The sequence below is a fragment of the candidate division WOR-3 bacterium genome (genome assembly GCA_039803545.1).
Taxonomy (GTDB): Bacteria; Hydrothermota; Hydrothermia; order UBA1063; family UBA1063; genus UBA1063.
The window spans coordinates 155746-179908 of the sequence record JBDRYS010000001.1 but is presented as its reverse complement, the minus strand read 5'-3'; the positions used below and the strand labels follow the sequence as shown (position 1 = coordinate 179908).

Below are 24163 nucleotides of genomic sequence, written 5' to 3'. Positions count from 1 at the left end.
ATGGAAAAGAGATTACCTGTTGTTATAACGAGAGAGCTTATAGTTTATCCCACAGTTGTTACACCGGTAATTATTGGCAGGCCTTTTTCTCTCAAGGCAGCAAGAGAAGCACTCACACTTAACAAACAGGCTATCTTTGTTGCTCAACTAAATCCTGAACTGGAAATACCCTCAGGGCTTTCGGATATTCTTGAATATGGAACCATAGGGCTTTTCCTGCAACACCTGGCACCTCCCGATGGAACAATAAGAGCTGTTGTAGAAGGTCTTAAAAAAGTTAAAATCAATGATTTAATATACCAGGATGAGACCTTTTACGCCTATTATGATGAGATTGAACCGGTTATTCCAGAAACACCAGAAGTTGAAAAATACACTCGACTTTTAAGGGATTATTTCGCAAAATATATCGAATATGTGAAAACTGTCCCTGAAACTGCCTTTAACGTTTTCGATGAATCCCAGGACCCCTGGAGTATAGCATATAAAGTGCTAACCGCACTGAGGCTTAAATTTAGTGAACAGATCGAACTATTTAGAATCAACGATCTTGAAGAGCTACTCAAACGTCTCGTTGAAATTCTGATACGAGAAATTGAATTCATTAATCTCAAAATTAACATTGAGACAAGGGTTTCGGAGGAAATCAAAAAGTATCAGAAGCAGTTCTTCCTCCAGCAAGAAATGAAGGAAATTCAAAAGGAGCTTGGCGTAACGGAAGAGGACGAATACGAAAACCTCGAAAAGACAATCCAACAATCCTTGATGCCCGAAGAAGTTAAGAAAAAGGCCTTAAGTGAAGTAGCAAAATTAAGAAGAATGCCATCTAACTCGCCTGATGCAGCGGTAATAAGAAACTATCTTGACTGGCTCATCAACCTTCCCTGGGGAATTTACACCGAAGACAATCTGGATATTGCCAATGCGCGAAGAATCCTCGATGAGGACCATTACGGTCTCGAAGAACAGAAAGAAAGGATTTTAGAATACCTTGCAGTTTTGAAGTTAAAGGGAGAAATTAGGGGACAGGTCATTTGCTTTGTAGGACCTCCAGGAGTGGGTAAAACTTCTCTCGCAAAGTCGATCGCAAGGGCTCTCAACAGGAAATTTGTTAGAATCTCTCTTGGCGGGTTAAGGGATGAAGCGGAAATAAAAGGGCATAGAAGGACTTACGTAGGAGCAATGCCCGGTAAAATCATTCAGCAAATAAGAAGGGCAGGCAGCTCTAATCCCGTATTCCTTTTAGATGAAATTGATAAAGTCGGACAAGATTGGCGTGGAGATCCACAGGCAGCCCTTATGGAGGTTCTGGATCCAGAGGTGAATAAGTCATTCCAAGACCACTACTTAGAAGTTGAATTCGATCTTTCCAGGGTCCTCTTTATAACCACAGCAAACACGACCTATACAATTCCAAAACCTCTCTTAGATAGAATGGAGGTTATTCCCATAAGAGGATATTTAGAGAACGAGAAATACCACATAGCAAAAAAGTTCTTAATTCCCAAGCAGTTGAAGGCCGCAGGACTCCCTGAAGATGCCTTAAAAATCACCCGTCCCGCGATATACCGAATCATAAATGAATATTCACGAGAAGCGGGCCTTAGAGAGTTAGAAAGGCAAATTGCAAAAATAACAAGAAAGGCAGCAAAAAATTATGCCGACAAAGGCAGGAAAACTACGGTAACCACAAAAAATTTAGAGAAGTTTTTAGGACCACCAAGATACAGAATGAGGGAATTGAACGAAACCCTTCCAGAAGGTGTTGCTTACGGACTCGCATGGACAGAGTATGGCGGAGACATTCTGAGAATCGAAGTCGCCAAAATGGAAGGTAGCGGGAAGCTCGAATTAACAGGTCAACTGGGTGATGTTATGAAAGAATCCGCAAAAGCCGCCTTGACTTACATTAGAGCAAACTATCAAGAATTTGGCCTCGAGAGAGACTTTTACAATAAGTTAGACCTCCATTTGCATGTTCCTGAAGGAGCAATACCCAAGGATGGCCCTTCCGCTGGTGTTACAATATTGACAGCCATGGTTTCCAGTTTAACTGGGAAAAAAGTCCCCAGTAATATAGCAATGACCGGTGAGATAACAATCACGGGACAAGTTCTTGCCGTGGGTGGTTTAGAAGAAAAGCTATTAGCCGCTAAAAGATACGGTATTACGACGGTCTATTTGCCTTTAGAAAATAAGAGAGATATAGAGGAAATGAAAAAAGAGATCACCGAGAAGCTTGAGCTCAAATACATTTCCCACGTTAGCGAACTCATTAAGGATGTATTCAACTTCTGAAAAAAAGCCAGAAAAAGCCCTTCTCGTCGGCGTTTGTACTTCTTCGCAAGAACGGTGGCGCGAATTAGACCGGCTCGAAGAACTTCAAAAACTCGCAGAAGCAGCAGGAGCAACGGTTTTTGAAAAAATTTTACAGATAAGACCCTCTTTTGACCCTGCCTATCTCATAGGAAAAGGCAAGGCTTATGAAATTCAGAACATCTGTGAGCAATTTGGGATTGATGTGGTAATTTTCGACCAAGACTTATCACCTTCCCAAGTAAGAAATTTAGAGCAAATAATCAAATGCAAGATAATCGATCGGACTGAATTAATTTTAGATATCTTCGCCCAACATGCTGAGACATTGGAAGCAAAGATACAGGTGGAGCTGGCTCAATTGCTTTACCGATTGCCGAGACTAACGGGAAAAGGCATTGACCTTTCAAGGCTTGGAGGAGGTATCGGAACAAGAGGACCTGGTGAAAAAAAACTCGAAGTCGATAGGAGAAAGATCAAAGATAGAATAAACCACTTACAAAAAGAACTCGCAGAAATTGAAAAAACAAGGGAACTTCACTATCGCAGAAGAAAAGAGATTTTTAAAGTGACCCTGGTAGGATATACTAATTCCGGAAAATCTTCTATTATGAACCTACTGACAAAGTCTAACCTTCCTGTTGAAGACAAACCTTTCTCAACCCTTGATGCGACCACAAGGATTATGTACCAGGATGTCTTGCCCAAACCCGTCGTTGTTTCAGACACCGTTGGATTTATTGAAGACATTCCGCATCATCTTATAGCATCTTTCAAGGCTACCTTAGGAGTGGCAAGGGAAGCCGACCTCCTGGTCCATGTAATTGATATTACTAACGAGCCGGTAGAAAAGAAGATACAAACTGTTGAATCCGTTCTTGCTGATATTGGATGCGGAGACAAACCCACTATTAAAGTTTTCAACAAAATAGATCTAATTATCGAGAAGAAGGTCATAGAAAGGTTGCGTTCAAATTATCCTGACGCCCTTTTTATTTCAGCAAAATTAAAAATCGGCATCGACGAGCTAAAAAAGGAAATAATTAGAAAGTTTCAAAATTTAGAAGAACTCTCAGAAACTTCAAAAAAATAGTAAAGTCCACATAAAACCGCATGCCTCTCATACTTTCCGATATTTAAAAGGTCACTTAAAATTTCCCCATCTCCGCCGGTGAAAATCACCCTTTCCTCACCTGTTACCCTAAGAGCGCTATCTACAAGACCCTTTAAAGCATCGACAATTCCTTTAACTATACAATCTATCGAAGATTCAGGAAGAACTCGTAGAGCATCCTCTGCCCTCCCCTTACTTCGAAATTGCCTCATCTTTTTAAGCTCGTACATGATCAAAGAAGGGTAATCTTTCAATCTCGTGCCCTTTTTGTAATTAGAGATAATTAGTTTCAAACCGGGAAATATTGAAATAGGAAAGTGGGTATTATCCTTTACCCACTCTATATTTATAAAAGTTCCTGCATCAATTCCAAGACCCTCTCCATACCTTCTCCAGATATAATAAGCCAAAGCCAGTCTATCGTCACCCAGTTGAGAGGGATTTTTGTAGTGTATCTTTAGAAGATTTTGCGTGGAGGAAGATAAATGCAAAATCCTTCCCTTGTATTGAACTTCTTTAAGCCTCTGGCTCAACTTTTTAAAATTTTTCGTAGAAACGGAACTATAAACGATAGCTTCGGCATTACTCAGATCTTCAGGGCGGGGTAAATCATCAAAAGCTTCAGCGAGTCTTCCATTAAGGAATAACCCCGTGTGAATGTTGATGTTCCCAACGTCTACGCAGATTACTGCACCCATTCTATCCACACAACCTCACCAAAATTAAAATTACCCGCCGTTGTAAATAAATTTAAGTCCTTGTCAAAGTCCTTAATCTCACATACTACCTCTCGGCCACCTTTGAAATGCAAAAAACATCTTCCTCTTAATGACACAAGTTTATAGTATTCCTGAAATATCCTCTCATAATCCAAATTCTGAAGTCCTTCAATTTCATTAATTAGTATATCTGCAATTTCTTGTAAAGAATATAGAAGACCCGTCTCAAGAAATAAACTTGTAGCAACTTCTTTAATCGCCTCAGGAAACTCCTGTTGATTTACATTAATACCTATTCCGATTATGGTTGCCCCACTCGTTTGTTCCACAAGTACGCCGGCGATTTTTTTCCTCCCCACCAGTAAGTCATTAGGAAATCTCACCTTCACTGGCAAAAATTTCACGAGAGTTCTGTAAGAGGCCACTGCTCCAAGAGTTAAAGCCTTTTTCGAATCGATTTTTTCTAATACAAAGGAGGAGTAAAGCCCCCCTTTCTGAGAAATCCACTTCCTACCTTGTTGTCCCCTGCCTTTTGTCTGCTCCTCGGATATAACTACAAAAGGAATCTTTACACCACTATCAATAAAAAACTTCGCCGTATCATTAGTCGAATCGCAAATTTTTATGTAATATTTATCCACAGGCTGCTACAGCAAAGGCTATGGAATAATATTTCAATTCGGGCTCATCAGCCCGGGAGAGTAAAACCACGGGAACTTTTGCACCATAAATGAGTCCGCCGGCCTTTGCCTTAGCAATGTATATTAAAGCTTTAGCTAAAATGTTCCCTGACGCCACATCGGGGACCATCCATAGATCAGCATCCCCACTGACGACTGAAGTTACACCCTTGAGTTCCGCTGCCCTCTTTGAAACAGCAATGTCAAACCCCATTGGACCATCAAGATACACTTTAACTCCTTTGAAGAAACTCCTATCCTGAAGTTTTGAAATGGCAGCAAACTCAATAGTTTCTGGCATATCCTCATGAAGGGTTTCAAGGGATGCTAAAAAGGCTACCTTTATCTCATTATAACCCATGGTCTTCATTACATCTATTGCATTTTGAAGAATGCTTATCTTCATCTTCAGGTCAGGCCTTATATTCATCCCTGCATCGGTTAAGAAAACCAGTTTGTGATAATTGGGAATTTCGAGAAGGGTTATATGGGAAAATATTTTGTCTGTTCTAATCCCCTTTTCCTTATCTAAGAGAGCTCGCAGAAAGGTAGGTGTGTCAATTTTCCCTTTCATAATAAAGTCCGCTTCACCCTTTTTTACAAGTTCACAGGCTTTAAAGGCGGATTCAACGGGTGAGGTTGAAGGAATTGCTTCGTAACCTGAGATGCCGTGAGTTTCAGCAAATTTCCTTATCTTCTCATCATCACCTATTAAAATGGGGACGGCAAGGTCTTTTGCCAGTTTAAGCCCCTCAACAATTTCCTCTGAAGCGCCCTCAACCACTGCTATCCTCTTTCTACCTTTACTCTTTGCAAGTGCAATAACATCCTCAAAGGTTTTAAACATAATACATCTCCTTTTAAAATATTTTAATGGAAAAGAAAAGTAAAATCAGGAAGTAGCGCAATTCCGCTCCAAATAAAGCATCAATTCCCAGCCAGCAAAATTGATTATAGGCCATGTAGCTACAACTTTTTCTTCGAGAATTTTTAGAAGAAATATTATAATTAAACGGAAAAGTCTGGCAGGTTAATAAAAGTATGAAATTAAATCGTAAAATATCTATACCCGAAGAAATGAGGGAATTGGTAGCTAAAGCAGATAAGCAAATCCTTGCCCGATGGGCATCTGAGTGTGCAGAAAGGGTGCTTCATTACTATGAAGAACTCTATCCCAATGATAGACGCCCTCACTTAGCGTTAAAATATTTCAAGGACTACTTGAACGGTAAAATAAAATTCAAGGAATTTCGAAAATTAATTCTTGAAACTCACAGAATTGCGAGAGAAACAGAGAATCTACCTGCACGTTTCGCAGTAAGGGCGGTTGCACAGGCAGTCTCTGTTGGACATGTAAAAGAACACGCCCTTGGCGCAGCATGGTATGCTGCAAAGGCGGTATTTTTTAAAAGCCGGGGGGACTTCCAGAAAGTCAAAGAAGAAATCAAATGGCAACTGGATAGACTCAAAATCCTCCTTAGAGAAACCCCTGAGGAGAAATCTTGATAAAAACCTTCGAGATTTTATAAATTTTGCAGTAAATTTCATACCTTATGATTTTAATTTAATTTCAGTTGTAAACCCACTTCGTGCTAATGTAAAATTTCAACTGCTATCTCACCTTGATAACTTTTTGAAGTGTTGAGGCACCCAATCCTCTTCCTACTGCTCTCACAAAATATATCCCTCTCCTCAATTCATTTCCAAAGGCGAAAATAGTCTTATTAAAGGTATATCTGTGAACGATTCTACCCGAGGGATCAAACAATTCAATAATAAAATAATCTCCATCCCTTAGGCCCTCGATTTGTGCACGAACCTCGTTCTCAAAAATTAATTTTTCAAGTTTTATTGCCAAAGAGCCTTTATGATCGTAGCTCTCAGAAATCGCAACAACGGGAATAATCTCCCCCCAGATTCGGAAGGAAGAATAGGGATACGGTGTAAAGGACCTCCAGGTAACGATAGCGTTATTTCCATTTGAGCTAACGTAAGCCTCCTTACCAGAGCCAAAATCTAAGGAGTCAATAAGTTCTCCTTCCAGATTCAAATGATATCCAAGAACTCTTGAATCCCAACCAGTTCTGGAAGTTCCTGCAATAAAGTAGCCACCGTTGCAAGCGCTTATTTTAGCCCGTTCGAGACGAACTGGAATTTCACAAATATCTATAATGGCACCATTGTAGTTAACCCATACTCCCTTGATATACTGATATGAATTATAAGCAATTGCAAAGTATGATTCTCCATTATTTACCAATGAGACAAACTCTTTCTCACCCAAAGGGATCCTTGAAATAATAAGGCTACCTGATTCAGAAACAATAGAAAGAAAACAGCTGTCTGTAAGTGTCATCATGTCATACTCACTCCACGCTACTGCAAACCTGCCATTAACATTGTCTGCTGATACACTCAGATCGTATATATACACATCAGTGTTTACGGTGTGGCTTACATCGATAGGTGCCACTACAATGCTCCCATTGGAATCTAATATGCACAGCATAGCTCGAGGTGGATAGTACTCGGACCAGGAAACACCGTAAAAGTCTTGCGTCGACGCAGCGGCAACCAATGGGGCTCCTGTGAGAATTGGCGATATGTTAATATCCGAACCCACAACATTTCCTTCTCTTGATATTCTTAAACCCTTTACGGTATTTGAATTCACATCAAACCAAACAAAGAAATAATTATTACCATTAAAAGTAAGAGCATATCTTTCCGTGAGTGGTCCTCCACCGGGCACCCAATTAACAGGATTACCTGCGCTGTCGATCAATTCGCCATTCAACCCGTAGAAATCGTCCTTCCAGATAACAAGAATACTATCCCCACCAAACTCTGCAACGGGTAAGACTTGAGAATTAGCCACAATACCAACATCTCTTAAATCATAGTAAGGATCAGGAAAATTGCCGCTCATCGTAACCCTTTTCCCACAGATTCCATATTTTTTCAATGAAGGCTGGTAATGTCTCCAAAGAACAAAAGCTATAGTGTCTGAAAAAGCAAGGTCGAGGTCATAAAGTTTAGGCGAATTTAGTAAATAAGCGTAGTTACTGGAAATAATTGAACCACTCGTGTCCACCACTGCTAGCTGCAAACTGTATGTATATGAAGGCAAATCACGCGTAGAGACGACAATAAAGTGCCCATTACTGTAAGAAACTGCAGGGTAATTGTAATTCTCAGAGCCCCCTGAAATTACATGTAAAGCCGGGATATCGCGACAGGTGCCGCTCGTATCGACCCTTGCACCATAAACAGAAGTTGAGTCGCTATATCGCCAGACCAAAAACCAGTAACCACCTCCAAAAGCTACATCAAAATAATCGATATTTATTGTATTACCTATGAGATCTCTGCCCCCAGGATCCAATATATTCCCCAAAGGGGTAATCCTTGAACCATATAGTTTCCAAACACCAATCCTATTATCTAACCACACGACCAGGAACTTGTCACCGTCAAACGAAATTTTGGGCATACTTTGAGTTCCAGGACCTTCATAAACTGTCATATAACCTACCACATTGCCATTGAAACTTATCCTTGCACCGTGAAGGTCTCCTGACATTGTTGCCCAAACGACCATATATCCGTCTGAAGGAGCGCAAGCTACAGATGCTTGCAAGGCCTCAGCAGTGCTTATAGTGATAACATCTCCTATGATATTTCCTCCAGAAATTCTCACCGCTCTCACTACATTAATGCTATCGACCCATACGACCAGGTAATTATCCATCCCCGACGAGGTATATCCGTAAGCAATATCTGGGAAAATACTGCCCCTAACAGTTGTTATTAAGATTCCACAAGTATCTAAAGGATATCCATCAGGCGAAATTCTTGTCCCATAGACACTTCTGGATTCATTCCTCCCGTCGTCCCATACCGCAAAATAACCATAACGCCCACCTGCAATTGCTGGACTGTATTGTTGCACATACAGCCCATAAATCGGGTCAGTTGGGTCAACAAGGAAAGCCCCCATCAAAAGCGAGGGGCAGGTAACTAATACTACCAATGTGATTACAAAATACCTCATAACCACCCCCTCCCCTACAAGGGATTTCCATAAAATTATATTGGGAAAAAGTAAATTTGTCAAGTACTTTTCCTGCACTACCTAAAATAAATGGCCGTTGTTTTTGTTCTAACCTAAAATCTGATAAGTAATTCATCTTGCAGGGATTTCCTGCACGAAAGGTGCAATTTCAAGTTCCAGGAAAAATTTTAACGATTTCTCAATTCCAATTAAAAGTGTCTATTTTTAAGGTAATGGTATTGAGCCGAGAAAACATGAACAAAATCACCATTTCATCTTAATTACGTAAATTTCACCTTCTGTTGATACGAAAACGTAATTTTCAGACACTTTAATCAACCTACCATTTTTACCGTAAGGGCGAAAATATCCGAACTCCTTAGGCGCCAGAGGGTTGTTTAAATCAAGCACAGTTATAAGATTATTCAATCCTGTACAAATGGCCTCATTAGCAAATACATTAACTGAACTTGCGTTGATGCGAGAATAAGTGCTAAGGACCCGGGGCGACGACGGATTTGATACATCGATTACGCAAAGGCCACCTGACCCCAAAGCAACAATTAAGTAATTACCAAGTTTACAAGAACTTAGAGCCGCACTTGGTGTAACGACTCTTGATTGAATGTTCATACTCCTGGTGTCGACTATAACAACGCCATTAACCCCTGCCGCTATATATGCATAATTATTATCCGCAAAAATACTCAAAGCATATGAAATGTCAATACCTCCCAAAAGCCTTGGATTAGCCGGGTTCGATATATCAAATTTCGATAATCTTCTGGATGTAGTTCCACCATCAATTGTATAAAGGAAATTGTCCTTCACAAAAACGTAAAAGGTTGAACTTGGATAAAAATCCCAACTCGCTATTTTTTGGAGATTGGAGCCAGAAACTTCAAAGACTCTTAGCCCCCAAATACTGTCTACTACAAAAATGTAATTGCCTGAGACAGAAAGACAGGTATACTTAGTAGGGAAGATAGAAGTCTCTAAAAAATCCGCAAAGACAGATGGGGCCTCAGGAGTAGAAAAATTAATAATTGATAACCTACCTTTTGGAATTGATGATGTTCCACCATTGGAAACCACAAAAACAGAATTTTCCTTAACTTCAAAAAACTCTACATTGGGCCAAGAATAAGCGCTTACCGTATATGGGCACAGATAGAGAGTCCTTATGTCAGAAAAATAACCACTAAAGCCATCTTTTTCTGCCCTTACTCTCCAGTAAAATTTCCCATTCTGGGATAATGGAACCCATTTTAACATTGTATCAGAGATAACCTGTTCAACAACATAATCTCGAAAATCCTGATATCTTGAAACTTGCAATCTGTATGAAGTAGCTAATTCGACCACATTCCAGCGAAAGACTAATGTATCACAATTCCAAAAGGAAGAATTATTGTCAGGGAACAAGATGTGGGGTATGGAGTTTACTAAACTAAAGTTGACGGAGTCAGACCAAAGAGTGTATATATTTTCTCTTTTTCCTCGAACTCTGGCGTAATAACCTCCTGTAAAGGAGTACCCTGGTGTCCAATTATAGTATTCGCTCGAAGTATAAGCAGAAAATACTCTCCCAAAACTTTCTTTAAAAACTTCTATTTCGTATCCCTGAGCCCCATTTACATGCGTCCAGCTAAACCTGATGTTTTCACTGTTCCAAAAGCTACTATTATTAGACGGGCTAAGCAATACAGGAGGCGCTGGAACACTGATAATCTCAAAGGATCCTGCATCGGACCAGAGGGTCCAGAAAGTATCTCTACCAGCCCTTACTCTCCAATAATACCATCCTAAGTTACCGCCTGAAGGCCATGATATGGAAAGATCATTTACAATTGTATCAATTAAAATATTACTGAATTGGGGATTTGTTGCGAGCTCAAACTCATACCTATTTGCTCCAGCCTTTTCATACCACGAGAATATAACCACCTCATTGATCCAGCAGGTATCATTTAAGGGGTCTATCAAATTGGGAGGGGAAAGATCCTCAACATGGAGGGAATTAATAACAGACCACTCACTCCTTAGAGAACCTTTAGATGCTCTTACTCGCCAGTAATAGCCGCCCACATTATTTAAAGTTATAACCAAAACTGTATCAATAACAAATGTATCAACAACAATATTTGAAGACCAATCGTCAAAGGAGCGCGAAATCTGAAGTTCGTAGCTCTCTGCATTCAAAACAGGTGACCAAATAAATCGTATAGTTTCATTCAACCAGTAATAATAACCAGTTGTGTAAGTTAATGGGGGAGGCCCGTAAGTTATCAAATATTCCTTTACCCTCTCATTCCCCTTTTCGTCTTTTGCTACAATTTTTACATTGTAAGAGTTAAAAGGTATGACCCCAAATATTGTGTCCCGGACGTGTTGAACTGAATAGGTCTTGTACAAATTTCCAGATAAATACAATTTGGCCATTTCAAAATCTTCATCAACAACTTCAAACTCAATAAGAAGACCAGATTGAATACTGATTATAGAGTACAATTTAATTTCCGGTGGGTTCCCCAAATCTTTTTTGCAGCTTGTTATAATCAGGGCACCTGCCATTATAATTTTTTTAAAATCCATAACCCACCTCCGATTATATTATGGGCATGAATTAAAAAATGTCAACCCTTTACTTAACTTAACCTCTGATTAAGAATCTTTTGACGACTTAATAAAGAAACTATTCTGAACTCTTGAAAAATGCGCCCTTCTTTCTTATAATTTAAATATGCCTGCGAATTTGCCGCCACAATACTTTGAAGCTGAAAAGGAATATAGGAATGCAAAAACTATTGAGGAGAAGATCCATGCACTAAAAAAGATGCTCGCAATAATGCCAAAGCATAAAGGTACCGACAAACTTCAAGCAGAAATCAGGGCAAAAATCTCAAAACTCCAGGAAGAACTGGAAAACCAGAAAAAAGGGAAAAAGTCAGGTGCCCATTGGTACATAAAAAAGGAGGGAGCTGGTCAAGTATTGCTTTTAGGACTTCCCAATTCTGGAAAAACCACCCTTGTGAACACCTTATGTAATACTAATTTTGAAACCGCTGATTATCCTTTCACAACGCAGCAACCACACGCAGGAATGATGGACTTCGAAGACATTAAAATACAGCTCATAGATACACCACCTATTAAGGACGATAATGATTACAAAATTTTTGAGCTTGTAAGAAATGCCGATCTTCTTGCAATCGTCCTAAGCCTTGACAGCGACCCAATTAATGACTTTAATTTTATTCAAGAAAAACTTTCAGAAAGAAACATAACCCTAAAGGGTTCAGGCGCAGGAGATTATGAACTTTTTGGGCCCGTGACAAAACGGGCAGTATTGATTTTAAACAAGCTTGATCTTACTAAGGATGCACAATATCTAAAAGATCTTGAAAACCATTTCAAGGGAAAATTTGGATTGATTGCCTTCCCCCTCTCAGCACTCTACGGCACGGGGACCGAAGAATTGAAACAAGAGATCTTCAAGGAACTGGAAATAATAAGGGTTTATACAAAGGAGCCTGGAAAACCACCGGTCCTCGCAGACCCGCTAATTTTAAAGAAGGGAAGCACAGTTCTTGATGCGGCAAGGGAAATTCATAAGGATTTTGAACAAAAGTTGAAATATGCTAAGGTTTGGGGTTCAACGAAATTTGAAGGTCAAAGAGTAGAAAGAGACTACAAGCTCCAGGATAAGGACATCGTCGAATTTCATATTTAAAGCTTTAAACTTTATCCCGTTATGAAATATTTTAAAGTGTACGGACCTGCTTACCTTGAAGGTGAAGTGCAAGTTCAAGGAGCAAAAAACGCCGTTCTTCCAATAATGTCAGCTATAATGTTGCACGACCAACCAGTCCTTTTAAAGAATGTACCGAGGGTTCAAGATGTTTTCACAATGATTGAGCTTTTAAAACTTCTGGGGGCAAAGGTAGAATGGAAAGGTAACAACGAACTTCAAGTTGACCCAACAACAATCAACAGTTACACCGCTCCTTATGAAATTGTAAGTAAAATGAGGGCATCTATTTATGTTCTCGGTCCACTCCTTGTTAAATTTGGAAGGGCTGAGGTCTCTTTCCCTGGGGGATGCGCTTTTGGTCCAAGACCTGTAGACTTTCACATCAAGGGATTATCCCTTCTGGGTGCAGAACTTACCATTGAACGGGGGTATATAAAAGCAACGATGAAGAAGCCAAACCCATGCGAAATCCCGCTGGATTTTAAATCTGTTGGAACCACAATCCACCTCATGACAACCGCTGCCATGATGGAAGGAGAAACTACAATCCTCAACTCTGCTCAGGAACCTGAAGTGGTTGCAACCGCAGAATTTCTCGCTAAGTCAGGAGTGAAAATCGAAGGGGCTGGAACCGATGTTATCAAAATAAAAGGGACTAAAAAGCTAAAACCTGTCCCAGAATATGAAATTATACCAGACCGGATTGAGGCAGGAACCTATCTCGTTGCTGGGTTTATGACAGGGGGAAAGGTAAAAGTGACAGGCTGTATTCCCGAACATTTAGAGCCCGTCATTCTAAAACTAAAAGAAGCGGGGGCTTTAATAAACAGAGGCAAAGATTTTTTGGAAGTAGAAAAAAGAACTAAGGAAATTTCAAGTCTTCATATTGAAACTCAACCTTTCCCTGGATTTCCAACAGATATGCAACCTCAGTTTATGAGTATGCTCACAGTTGCAAAGGGAACCAGCATAATCAAAGAAGGCATTTACCCAAACCGATTTGCCCACGCCTTTGAATTGCAGAGGCTTGGTGCGAACATAAAAGTGGTAGAACCAACAGCCTTCATCGAAGGTGTGAATAAGCTCACAGGCGCTGAAGTCACAGGAAACGACCTTAGAGGTGCTGCGGCTTTAGTTCTTGCAGGCCTTATTGCCGAAGGAGAAACGACGGTTTTTGGAATCGAGCACTTGGAGAGGGGGTATGAAAATTTCAGAGAAAAGCTGATTTCTCTCGGTGCAAAGATAGAAGTAAGCTGACCCTCTAATTTTACAAGAAGTTTAATTTTTTATTCATGCAAATCTTTATAATTTCGTAGATTAAACGCAAGTGTTAATTTAAAATTCTCACAATGGAGAAGGTTTTCGAGAGGGTTGTTTCAGATAAGATGGAGGGTACACGCCTCGACATTTATCTTGTGGTGAGTGGAATTGGACTATCCCGCTCTCAGGTGATTAAACTCATAAAAGAAGGACAGGTACTCGTCAACAACCAACCTCAAAAACCAAGCTATAAGGTAAAGGCAAACGATCACATTTTTGCAAAATTTACCGTACAGGAAAAACTCCCGGTGATTGCGGAGGACCTCCCAATTCCTGTAATTTACGAGGATGAAGATATTATCGTTATAAATAAACCAAAGGGAATGGTGGTTCACCCAGCAAGGGGCAATGTGACCGGGACCCTCGTTAATGCCCTTGTCGCAAAGTATAAGGAATTGCCAAAAATTGACGACAAAACGCGCCCGGGGATAGTGCACAGACTCGACAAAGATACTACAGGCCTCCTTGTCGTCGCAAAGAGCGAAAAAGCATTGAGAAGTTTGGCAAGGCAAATGGAAGAAAAGACGGCAAAAAGAATTTACTGGGCTATTGTTTGGGGCAAAATTGTTGGACCTGAAGGAACCATAGATGCACCTATTGGAAGGCACACAGTGGATAGAACGAGAATGGCTGTGACCTTTTTCAACTCCAGAAGTGCCATAACTCACTACAAAGTTTTAGAAAATTTTGGAAACCTGGCTACTTTACTCGAAATTTCTTTAGAAACAGGAAGAACCCATCAGATTAGGGTTCATATGGAATACATCGGTCATCCTGTTGTGGGTGATGAAGTCTATTCGGGAAGGGACGTAAGAAAAATCTTCCGTGTCGTACCTTCAGAACTCAACGAGTTTGTCGCAAAAGTTCTGGACATAATGGACAGACAGGCCCTCCACGCAAAAAAGCTCTCCTTTTATCATCCCGGTAAGGGTATGAACGTGGAGTTCGAAGTTGACATTCCCGAGGACTTTCATAAACTTCTTGAATACTTGAGAAGCGTGAAGGATAAGTTAGAAGCATCGATTAAGAAGCAATGAACAAGTGATAGTTTTTTTTCGTCAAAAATTATAGGAGGTGAATATGAAAAACCTGAAGTATCTTATCCCAATCATAACATTAATAGCTCTTGTGGCTTCTTCGTGTACAAAATTAGAAGAAGCAAAGGACGAAGAAGCCATCGAAGAACTAATAAACACCACCTACAGTACTGATCTCGGTTTCGAAAAAGAATACGAGGATGCTTCCTTAACACCTGATACCTTTAACGTTTCCAGTACAAAAGCCCCGGCCTTGGTTGTAGGCTGGTGGAGGAAAATCCTCTCCGTCAGCAGCAATAGAGACATCGTCATCGAAGGCGATACAGCGTGGGCAACAATAAACCATCACATATATGGGCTTTTTAACGTAGTCTATTACGATCCGGATAGTGATACAGTTTTAACTCGTAGCAAAAACTTTCACGACCTTGCTGTAAGAAAAGCTTTATTTGTGAGGGAAGGTGATATGAACGACCCCCATCGTGGATGGCTTCTAAAGAAAGTCTCTCTTGGTGAAGTGACTTCCAAAGATGTTCCCGACTCAGTCCTTATCGGTAGTACCTATGTTCCCGTAGAACAAAACCACATCGATTCCATTAAGATTACTTTCGTTGACACATTAAACAACACGATAACTAAAGTATTTACAAACTATTCAGAGCTAATGAACATCGAAGATATTCCAACCGTTAAATGTGGAACAGAAATAAGGTTCGACTTATACGCAAACGACTCCACTAACCACGCCTTTTTCTACAAAACTCTCACCTGGGGCGCTCCAAGAAGGATGAGAATGATGAGAGATCCTCAAAATCCTTCTCATTTCTACACGATAGTGGAAGTGCCTACTGATGTCACCAGAGGCGGTTTTGCCCTGAGCATAATTTCAGCACCGTCCTTTAGACCTGACAACTACCCATACGTCCACCACGGCGTTTTGATAAGAGTTAGGGCAAAGTAGGCAAACAAAAAACTTTTAAAAAATGGGGGCCTTAATATGGCCCCCATTTTTATTTAACAAAAAAGCTACGAGATTATATTAGCCCTTTTTCCTTAGCAAATATCCCATAATCTTTATCGACGGTGCCAATATGGTTGAATAACCAGGACCATGTGACGGAGAGGGCTTCATTAAAGGCATCAATGTCGCCCTCTTTCAACGATTCCACATACTCATAAACTTGCTTCCTAAAGGCTTCGTGTATTTTTTTATGGGACTCTAACTTTGGAAACCCTATACTTTCCATAAATTTCTCTTCTGCCTCAAAATGGGTATCCACATAATCCTTCAATTCTTTTGCGAGAACTTCCATTGCGCTCTTGGTATCGCCAGCCTTCAAGAGCTCAGATATTTTGTTGACCAATTCTACCAACCTTCTATGCTGATTATCCCTTTCTGGCACGTGAGTTAAGGGTTCATCTGTAAATTCAATCTTCATAAAAAACCTCCTTTTAAAACAAATTCATTTTTGAAATAATTGTTGCATCTTTAGGTCGGAAAGTCAAGTCCATCACGCTCAGGGTTAGAGCCTTTGCTTAGATTGCAAATATCCTTTAAAATTTTTAAAAAGGAGGAGGCGTTTTATTAGTAAATTAGCGGTTGTTACTGGTGCATCAGGACACCTTGGCGCAAATATTGTGCGTAACCTTCTTGAAAAGGGATATAGAGTAAGAGCTGTAGTTAAAAGTGATACAAGAGGCGTCGCAAATCTTCCCTGCGAAGTCGTAAAAGCAGATTTACTGAATAAAAACGAGCTCCTAAACGCTTTTAAGGGTGCTTTTGCTGTTATCCACTCCGCTGCCCATATCAGTATAACAAGTTTCGATAAAGAATTGGTATGGGAAACAAATGTAGTTGGGACAAAGAATGTTATCGAGGCAGTGAAAGCGAATAACGTTGAAAGGCTTATATATATTGGATCCATTCACGCCTTCAGGGATGAAGGTAGACCTGTCAATGAAAATTCTCCTTTAGTCGACGGTACAGGTTCAATCTATGACATTTCAAAAGCAGAAGGGATAAAGCTCGTACAGGATGCGATAACAGAGGGGCTAAACGCAGTTATCTTGTGTCCTACAGCCCTCATTGGACCTTACGATTACAAACCCTCCTTAATGGGCCGGTTTCTCATTTCCCTTTCTAAGAAACGAGTTCCTGCCTTAGTTGAAGGGGGCTTTGACTGGGTGGATCCCAGGGATGTTGCAGAGGCGGTGTCAAAGGCGCTTACAAATGGAGACGGCATTTATATCTTGTCAGGAATATACTTAGAAGTTTCAAGACTCTCTGAACTCTGGTGTGAAATATCAAAGGTAAGGTGTCCTAAAGTGGTTTTCCCATTAAAATGGGCACAAATTGGGGCAAGTATTCTTTTGCCATTAAGTAAGATATTCAAATTTCGACCTTTATTTACTCCCGAGGCCTTGAAAGCCTTAAGCTGGAAAAGTCCAATATCTCGGGAAAAAGCAGAAAAAGATTTAAATTACAAACCAAGACCAATCGTGGAGACTTTAAATGATACATATAAATGGTTTAAGGAACACGGATATCTTTAACATCTTTGTGTGGTGCTGGATTGGTTTTTCCATTGTTATCTTCCTCTCGTTGCTCAAGATCACAGCACCTTACGGGAGGCATGCAAGGAAGGGCTGGGGTCCTCTCCTCTCAAACAAAATTGGTTGGATTCTTATGGAAATTCCTTCCTTGTTGATACCCGTCTTATATTTCTTTAAATATCGAGCCTACCTAAGCCGAAATCCCCGGATTATCTTTGCTACATTATGGATCATGCACTATTTTTATCGGTCTCTTCTTTTTCCCTTTAAATTGCACTCAAAAAAGGATATCCCGCTTTCTATCGTCGCAATGGGATTTTTCTTTAATACTGTAAATAGCCTCATCAATATGATTTCCATTACCCATATCAAAAAATACAGCCCAATCTGGGTGGGAGATCCCCGCTTTATCATCGGCGTGATCTTATTTATAACGGGTTTCCTTCTTCACTACACCTCTGACTCAAAGTTGATAAACCTTAGAAGAAACGGCGAAAATGGGTATAAAATTCCTGAAGGGGGGATTTTTAATTTCGTATCCTCTCCCAACTACCTCGGAGAAATTTTAGAATGGACTGGGTGGGCAATCGCTACCTGGAGTTTGGCGGGACTATCCTTTGCATTATGGACCTTTGCAAACCTTGCACCAAGGGCATTAGCAAACCACAAATGGTACAAAGAGAATTTTCCCACATATCCTGAAAATAGAAAGGCACTCATTCCTTACATCCTTTAGAAACATCTGTAAACTGATTTTCTTTGATAGTACTTAAAAAATCCTTTATTCTAAAAGAAAAGGAAGGTGGACAATGAAGATCGTAGACGAAATCTTCAGAATGTACGACATTAGGGGTATTTATGGCAAGGAATTGGACGAAGAGGTTGCCTATCTCATTGGTAGGGCCTTTGGCACTGTTATCAAAGAAAAGGGTGGATCAAAGGTTACTGTGGGAATGGACGCACGACCAAGTTCCATACCGCTTAAAGAAGCCTTAATGGAAGGTTTTACAAAAACGGGAGTCACCATTTATGACCTCGGACTTGTTCCAACACCTTTACAATACTATTCACTCTTTAAATATGAGGTTCACGGTGGAATCCAGGTCACTGCCAGCCATAACCCACGGGAGTACAACGGATTCAAACTTTCCTTAGGAAGAGAAACCTTCTACGGTGATGATATTCAAAAACTCAAGGAAATGATTAAAAAAGAAAAATTTTACAACACGCTCGAGAGGGGTAAAGTTCAAAAGTTAGATGTAATCGACCAATACGTTTACGAAATGATCCACAGTGTAAAAATAGAAGGGAAATACAAAGTGGCCATCGACCCAGGAAATGGCACCGCTGGACCGATTGTCTCCGAAATATTTAAGAGTCTAAATATCCCCTTCGAAGGAATTTACATGGAAGTCGATGGAACCTTCCCCAATCACTTAGCAGACCCCACAGTAGAAAAATATATGAAAGACCTGCAAACAAAGGTAGTAAAAGAAAAATTTGACCTGGGTATTGGTTACGATGGCGATGCCGATCGAATTGGGGCAATCACCGAAAAAGGGGTTTTACTTTTTGGAGATAGGCTTCTTGGGATTTTTTCTAAGCAGGTACTGAGGAATTATAAAGGTGCCACCATTATTCACGATGTAAAATGCTCTAAGGGGCTTACTGAATACATTGAGAAACTCGGTGGAAAACCCTTAATGTGGAAAACCGGGCATGCCCTTCTCAAGGCCAAACTAAGAGAAGTAAATGCACCCCTTGCCGGTGAAATGTCTGGCCACATCTTCTTTAATGATAGATTTTACGGTTATGACGATGCAATTTATGCCTCTTTGAGGCTTCTTGAAATCTTAGAAGAAGAACGTAAAAGCCTTTCTGCCCTCGCTGATGAAATTCCTTACTATTACTCTACTCCGGAAATCAGAGTAGGTTGCCCCGATGACAAAAAATTTGAAGTGGTTTCTAAACTGGTGGAGGAATTTAAGAAACAATACAAAGTGATCGACATCGATGGTGTAAGAGTAGAATTCGAAGACGGATTTGGTCTCATAAGGGCCTCAAATACCCAACCAGTACTGGTTGTAAGGTGTGAAGGGAGAACTCCGCAGAGGCTTGAAGAGATAAAACAGTTAATTTTCGGAGCACTATCTAAATTTAAAGAAGTAGACCTTAACACGGACGTGCATTGAATTTATTAACTTTTTTAATTTTTGCTTCTGCTCCACTCTACTTTGAATGTAAGGAATTGCTGTATTTTGCAGACAGTTCCATTTTCATTCTACGAGATTCCGTAAAAATTAAAAAAGAAAATGTCGAACTATTTGCCGACAGTCTTATATTTTTCAAAAATGAAGATAACCTGAAGGCCTTTGGAAAAGAAGCAATCCTGGTATTCGGAAAGGATACCCTAATTGGTGACAGCATTTACTATGATACCAAAACTAAGAACGGCTTTGCTTTCTCGGGTAAAATGAGACAGGAAAAGGGAATCTATCAAGGAATTGAGATTGCAAAAGATTCAACAGATACCGTCTACGTAAAAAATGGCACCTTTACTACTTGTGAAGCGGATACTCCGCACTATTACTTCAAATCCAGCGAAAGCAAGGTTATATTGAGAGATATGGCCATAGTAAAACCTGTTATCCTCGAGGTGCATGACGTTCCTATATTTATGTTACCCTTTTGGATCTTCCCCCTTTCGAAGGAACGCAAATCAGGTTTCTTAGTTCCCCGATTTGGTACAAATTCCACCGATGGTAAGTATTTAAAAAATCTATCTTACTACTTAGTGATAAACAATTATTCTGACCTTACCTTCTCCCTTGACCTTTACGAAAAAAGGGGAGTTAGAGGCAACGTTGATTTCGCCTTTAATAGGTACAAATTTGGAATTGTCAATTTAAATTACTCTCTTGCCCAGGAATGGAACCCATGGAGGAGAAGGTGGACACTGAACGGAAACACCTCCCTTGGCCCCTTTAGGGGATTCAAGATTACTGGAAGGGGCGAGTATCTGTCAGACAATGAAGTATTAAACGACTACGCGGATGTCAAAGAAAATTGGCTTAAAAGAGAACTTACCAGTTATCTCTCCCTCTCAAAAAACTTTGGAAGAATAGCCTTTTCCGGAAACATAGATGATAGATTAAACCTCTCAACTAACCTTAGAACAACTCGTATCCCTTCAATACAAATTGGGGTGCCACCCCTAAAACTGGGTAACTTCAGTTTCACAGGAGGGTTATCTTTTTTACGAGAGTATTCAAAAGTTGATACCCTGGATACATTGAGGTGGGGAGCTAAATTTAACGGCTCTGCAAGTTACAATTTCAGGCTATTTAAATACCTGCGGTTCTCTCTCTCGACAAACGGCTTTGCAGGTGTTGCAGACTATGATACCTCCGGTGCCAGAAATCCGCTTATCAAAGGGATATCGGGGTCTGCAAATTTTGGAACAGTACTTTACGGTAAAACCCTTTTTGGAGTAAGTAAAATAAAATTCTTCACCCACACTCTGCAACCCTCCCTTTCCTTTTCCTATCAGCCAAAAATAACAAATCCTACAACAAATTTTTACTTCTTACAATATTCATCAAAGGAACAGGCTTCCCTGAGCATTGTCCTCAATAACAGTTTTGGGGCCCAGATGGAAAAGAGGAAAATCGACATCATAAATTTAAACCTCTCAAGTTCCACCATAATTTTGCCAAAAACCACCTCAACCCCCTTCAATAGCTGGTTTATCAGCATAAACACCCTAACCCTCCTACCTTTCAGTGTAAGGGTAACAACTACTTACGTGAGGGATACCAAAGAATTTAAGAATCCATCGATCAACTTAGCCCTGCGAACAACCTTACCCCTTCCAAGCTTCAATGTAGCAGAGTTTAACACACGCAATAGAATAAGCCTCAATTTAAATTACATATTAACTAAAGGATTTTTTGTAAGTCAGATGGTCTATGCGAGTGGAAACTTCGACTTCGGTAAAAGTTTCAGGGTAAACTTCTCAGGAAGTTACGACTTCAATAAAAAAGAGGTGGTTTCAAGAAGTTTTTCCATCACTAAGGACCTGCATTGCTGGGAAGCCAATTTCACCTATAATGGTTTTGGAGACAGGTGGGATTACAATTTTAGAATCTACATTAAGAAATTACCCGATGTTAAAATCGAAAAATCTATCTTCGACCTATTCCTACCTTAGCTCTTTCCCCTTGTACCAATTTACCTGAACCTCTTTCAAGAGCTTCGTAAAAAGCAATGCCTCTTCACTCGCCTCTCGTTCCTTGAGCATTTCCAGAACCCAGTTTAAAGGATTGAGAAGATTCAGAGCATAAAGATAGTTTAGAAGATTAAAAATTTCCAGTTTCTTCTCCTTTACAAGCCATAAAAGCCGAGGCCTTTCAACCCTCCTCATAAACTCTCTAAAACCAAGCACCTTAGAATACACCTCCCTACCCAAAGGGGTCAGTGGAAGAGAGTGAGAAAAGGAAAGCCATAAAAAGGAAAGCCCCACAATGAAGGGTTCTACCTCCATAACAAACTTTTGCAACCCTTCAACCATTAATTCAGCTTCGAGATTCTTTATTTCAATTAGTCCCAGCACAAAATACGTGAAAGCGGTAAGTAAAAAAGCTGGTTTTGTTTCAAAAGCATACTTCTTAATAATAGGTTTTTCGTACCTGAGACTTTCAAGAAGTCTATTTCTAAAATTGTCTACCCAGTTTGGAAGATTCTGGAGTACAAGTTCGCTGTCAATCTTTTCGGGGAAACTTCCGGGACTGAAAATCACCCCTGTTTTTTCCATTATTTCAATATTTGGAACGAAGAAGACCTTATCCAGTAAAAATTTTTCGTAGGAGAGCAAAGTAGTATCGTCTTCGTACTCCCTCTTTCTGTGAAACATTAACCTACCACCTTCCTCCAGGACATCAAGGTACCCTCTCAAAGATAAACTGTAAAGGGTAGAAATTAGCTCCTGCGGACCAATATCCTTAGAAAGGAGAAAAGAGGCCTCCGCAGGCGTAGCCTCTTCCGGAATTCTATAGTCCACCACTAAAGAAAGGTAACGAGGACTTGAAGAAATCCAGAAAGCTAAGGCGACAGCGATTCCCGAAAGAATGAGCAAACCGGGCACCGGGAAAATTGCCCTGAAAATTAGAATAGGCAATACCGAGAAGTAAGAGAAAAGGAAGGAGTAATTGTCCTCTGAAATCGATACAAACCAAGACACTACAAGCCCCGTAATGGCTAACCCAAATTTCATAATAAGAGATGGCGCCATATATGTGAGTAAATATAACATCACAATTAGAAAGAAGGCCAGGTAAGTTTTCGGAAGGGCCTTCTCTCTTCCTTCATTCCCCTTGAAAAGTCCAATGCCGCTCTTAAACAACTTTACCTCCGATGCTTAGGTTTAATTGTAAACCTTTATTTTAATAAAAGCCAGAGCTTTACTTGTGCAAATGATCACTTGACTATTTAAAGCTAAAGCTTTATCATAATTAAAACTAAACCAAAAAAGGGGGAATTTATGGGAAGACTCCTTTTCAACCCCGGCCCCACAGAGGTCAGGGAAGAAGTGCTTAAGGCACAAGTTAGACCAATGATTTCCCACAGGGGTAAGGAATTCCAGACCCTGTATGAGGGAATCATCGAAAAACTTAAAAAAGCTCTGAACACAAAAAATCATGTGATCGTCTTCACCTCCTCAGCCACAGGTGTTATGGAGGGAACCGTAAGAAATTGCGTAAAAGAGAGGGCCTTGGCTAACGTATGCGGTGCCTTTTCCGAAAGGTGGTACAAGATCGTTGGAGAATGCGGAAAAGAAGCGGACGCCATAACCGTCGATTGGGGAAAGGCAATAAAACCGGAAATGGTAGACGAAATGCTGAAAACAGGTAAATACGATACCTTCCTCCTCACCTATAACGAAACATCCACAGGTGTTATGAATCCTCTTCCTGAAATTGCTGAAGTTATGAAAAAATACCCTGACGTTATTTTTGCCGTCGATGCTGTGAGTGCAATGATGGGAGCACCGCTTAACATAGACGAATGGGGTATTGACGTAGTCTTCGCAAGTGTTCAAAAATGCTTTGCCTTACCACCAGGCTTAACGGTTACTGTAATAAGTGAAAAGGCCCTGGAAAGAGCAAAGACCGTAAAAGGCAGAGGACACTATTTTGATTTTGTTGCCTACGTTAAGAAGTACGAGGAATCGAGGGAAACCCCACCAACTCCTGCGGTCTCACTGCTTTATGCCCTCGACTTCCAGCTTGACCGAATACTGAAGGAAGGTGTGGAAAACAGAATTAACAGACATAAGGAAATGGCAAAACTTGCTCAAGAATGGGCAATTGAAAGAGGATTTGGTATGTTCCCAGAAGAAGGATATTGGTCTCAAACAGTATCTGTTGTTAACAATCCTAAGGGATATTCCATATCAGACCTCAACAAGCAGCTCGAGGCAAAAGGATATAGAATAGCCAATGGTTATGGTAAGCTTAAGGACGTTACCTTCAGAATCGGCCATATGGGCGACCTAACACCCGAAGAAACGAAGGGACTCCTTGCAGCCATTGATGAGATCTGGGGACTCAAATAGGGG

General features: G+C 40.3%; 19 protein-coding genes. 12 read left to right on the top strand and 7 right to left on the bottom strand.

Features of this window, described 5'->3' with window-relative positions; translation table 11 throughout:
- Both lon and hflX read left to right on the top strand, forming a co-directional pair.
- Positions 1-2298, top strand: coding sequence for an endopeptidase La (lon, locus tag ABIM45_00840; GenBank protein MEO0238461.1), 2298 nt, complete (start codon positions 1-3; stop codon positions 2296-2298).
- Positions 2282-3409: a GTPase HflX gene (gene hflX / locus ABIM45_00835; GenBank protein ID MEO0238460.1), complete on the top strand. Its 1128-nt coding sequence runs from the start codon at positions 2282-2284 to the stop codon at positions 3407-3409. Before lon ends, hflX begins: the two co-directional genes overlap by 17 nt.
- Here the strand turns inward: hflX and ABIM45_00830 are convergent.
- The 3 genes from ABIM45_00830 to ABIM45_00820 are packed head-to-tail and all read right to left on the bottom strand — an operon-like array spanning position 3370 to position 5676.
- Positions 3370-4128: a type III pantothenate kinase gene (locus tag ABIM45_00830; GenBank protein ID MEO0238459.1), complete on the bottom strand. Its 759-nt coding sequence runs from the start codon at positions 4126-4128 to the stop codon at positions 3370-3372. The genes hflX and ABIM45_00830 overlap by 40 nt on opposite strands.
- Complete coding sequence (locus tag ABIM45_00825; GenBank protein MEO0238458.1) at positions 4116-4790, bottom strand: biotin--[acetyl-CoA-carboxylase] ligase; 675 nt, start codon at positions 4788-4790, stop codon at positions 4116-4118. Before ABIM45_00825 ends, ABIM45_00830 begins: the two co-directional genes overlap by 13 nt.
- Positions 4783-5676 (bottom strand): bifunctional enoyl-CoA hydratase/phosphate acetyltransferase, encoded by an 894-nt coding sequence (locus tag ABIM45_00820; GenBank protein MEO0238457.1) that lies wholly within the window; start codon positions 5674-5676, stop codon positions 4783-4785. Before ABIM45_00820 ends, ABIM45_00825 begins: the two co-directional genes overlap by 8 nt.
- Positions 5677-5870: 194 nt before the next feature.
- On the opposite strand from ABIM45_00820, the gene ABIM45_00815 reads away from it, so the two are divergent.
- Positions 5871-6335, top strand: a complete 465-nt coding sequence (locus tag ABIM45_00815; GenBank protein MEO0238456.1) for a putative immunity protein — start codon at positions 5871-5873, stop codon at positions 6333-6335.
- A gap of 106 nt (positions 6336-6441) precedes the next feature.
- On the opposite strand, the gene ABIM45_00810 is transcribed toward ABIM45_00815, so the two are convergent.
- Positions 6442-8883 (bottom strand): hypothetical protein, encoded by a 2442-nt coding sequence (locus ABIM45_00810; GenBank protein MEO0238455.1) that lies wholly within the window; start codon positions 8881-8883, stop codon positions 6442-6444.
- Between the two features lie 264 nt (positions 8884-9147).
- Positions 9148-11478, bottom strand: coding sequence for a hypothetical protein (locus tag ABIM45_00805; protein ID MEO0238454.1), 2331 nt, complete (start codon positions 11476-11478; stop codon positions 9148-9150).
- Positions 11479-11626: 148 nt separating this feature from the next.
- Between ABIM45_00805 and ABIM45_00800 the strand changes: the two genes are divergently transcribed.
- The 4 genes from ABIM45_00800 (at position 11627) to ABIM45_00785 (ending at position 15955) form a co-directional block, all read left to right on the top strand.
- Entirely contained in the window at positions 11627-12616 is a 990-nt protein-coding gene (locus tag ABIM45_00800) for a GTPase (protein MEO0238453.1), read from the top strand.
- A 21-nt stretch (positions 12617-12637) separates the two neighbouring features.
- Positions 12638-13894 carry a UDP-N-acetylglucosamine 1-carboxyvinyltransferase gene (gene murA, locus ABIM45_00795; protein ID MEO0238452.1) on the top strand — a complete coding sequence of 419 codons (1257 nt, stop codon included), beginning with the start codon at positions 12638-12640 and terminating at the stop codon, positions 13892-13894.
- Positions 13895-13986: 92 nt separating this feature from the next.
- The gene (locus ABIM45_00790) at positions 13987-14994 is read left to right on the top strand and encodes an RluA family pseudouridine synthase (protein ID MEO0238451.1); all 1008 of its coding nucleotides are present in this window, start codon (positions 13987-13989) and stop codon (positions 14992-14994) included.
- Between the two features lie 43 nt (positions 14995-15037).
- Entirely contained in the window at positions 15038-15955 is a 918-nt protein-coding gene (locus ABIM45_00785) for a hypothetical protein (GenBank protein MEO0238450.1), read from the top strand.
- 73 nt (positions 15956-16028) lie between these two features.
- Here the strand turns inward: ABIM45_00785 and ABIM45_00780 are convergent, their stop codons facing one another.
- Positions 16029-16433, bottom strand: coding sequence for a hemerythrin family protein (locus tag ABIM45_00780; GenBank protein ID MEO0238449.1), 405 nt, complete (start codon positions 16431-16433; stop codon positions 16029-16031).
- Between the two features lie 145 nt (positions 16434-16578).
- On the opposite strand from ABIM45_00780, the gene ABIM45_00775 reads away from it, so the two are divergent.
- The 4 genes from ABIM45_00775 (at position 16579) to ABIM45_00760 (ending at position 21757) form a co-directional block, all read left to right on the top strand.
- The gene (locus tag ABIM45_00775) at positions 16579-17547 is read left to right on the top strand and encodes an NAD-dependent epimerase/dehydratase family protein (GenBank protein MEO0238448.1); all 969 of its coding nucleotides are present in this window, start codon (positions 16579-16581) and stop codon (positions 17545-17547) included.
- Positions 17507-18283: a DUF1295 domain-containing protein gene (locus tag ABIM45_00770; protein ID MEO0238447.1), complete on the top strand. Its 777-nt coding sequence runs from the start codon at positions 17507-17509 to the stop codon at positions 18281-18283. The genes ABIM45_00775 and ABIM45_00770 overlap by 41 nt, the downstream gene beginning before the upstream one ends.
- A gap of 73 nt (positions 18284-18356) precedes the next feature.
- Positions 18357-19739 carry a phosphomannomutase/phosphoglucomutase gene (locus ABIM45_00765; protein MEO0238446.1) on the top strand — a complete coding sequence of 461 codons (1383 nt, stop codon included), beginning with the start codon at positions 18357-18359 and terminating at the stop codon, positions 19737-19739.
- The gene (locus ABIM45_00760; protein ID MEO0238445.1) at positions 19736-21757 is read left to right on the top strand and encodes a putative LPS assembly protein LptD; all 2022 of its coding nucleotides are present in this window, start codon (positions 19736-19738) and stop codon (positions 21755-21757) included. The genes ABIM45_00765 and ABIM45_00760 overlap by 4 nt, the downstream gene beginning before the upstream one ends.
- Here the strand turns inward: ABIM45_00760 and ABIM45_00755 are convergent.
- On the bottom strand, positions 21749-22948 hold the full coding sequence (locus tag ABIM45_00755) for a hypothetical protein (protein MEO0238444.1): 1200 nt from the start codon (positions 22946-22948) through the stop codon (positions 21749-21751). The two genes, ABIM45_00760 and ABIM45_00755, sit on opposite strands and share 9 nt — an antisense overlap.
- Before the next feature lie 138 nt (positions 22949-23086).
- On the opposite strand from ABIM45_00755, the gene ABIM45_00750 reads away from it, so the two are divergent.
- Positions 23087-24160 carry an alanine--glyoxylate aminotransferase family protein gene (locus tag ABIM45_00750; GenBank protein ID MEO0238443.1) on the top strand — a complete coding sequence of 358 codons (1074 nt, stop codon included), beginning with the start codon at positions 23087-23089 and terminating at the stop codon, positions 24158-24160.
- The last annotated feature ends 3 nt before the right edge of the window (positions 24161-24163 follow it).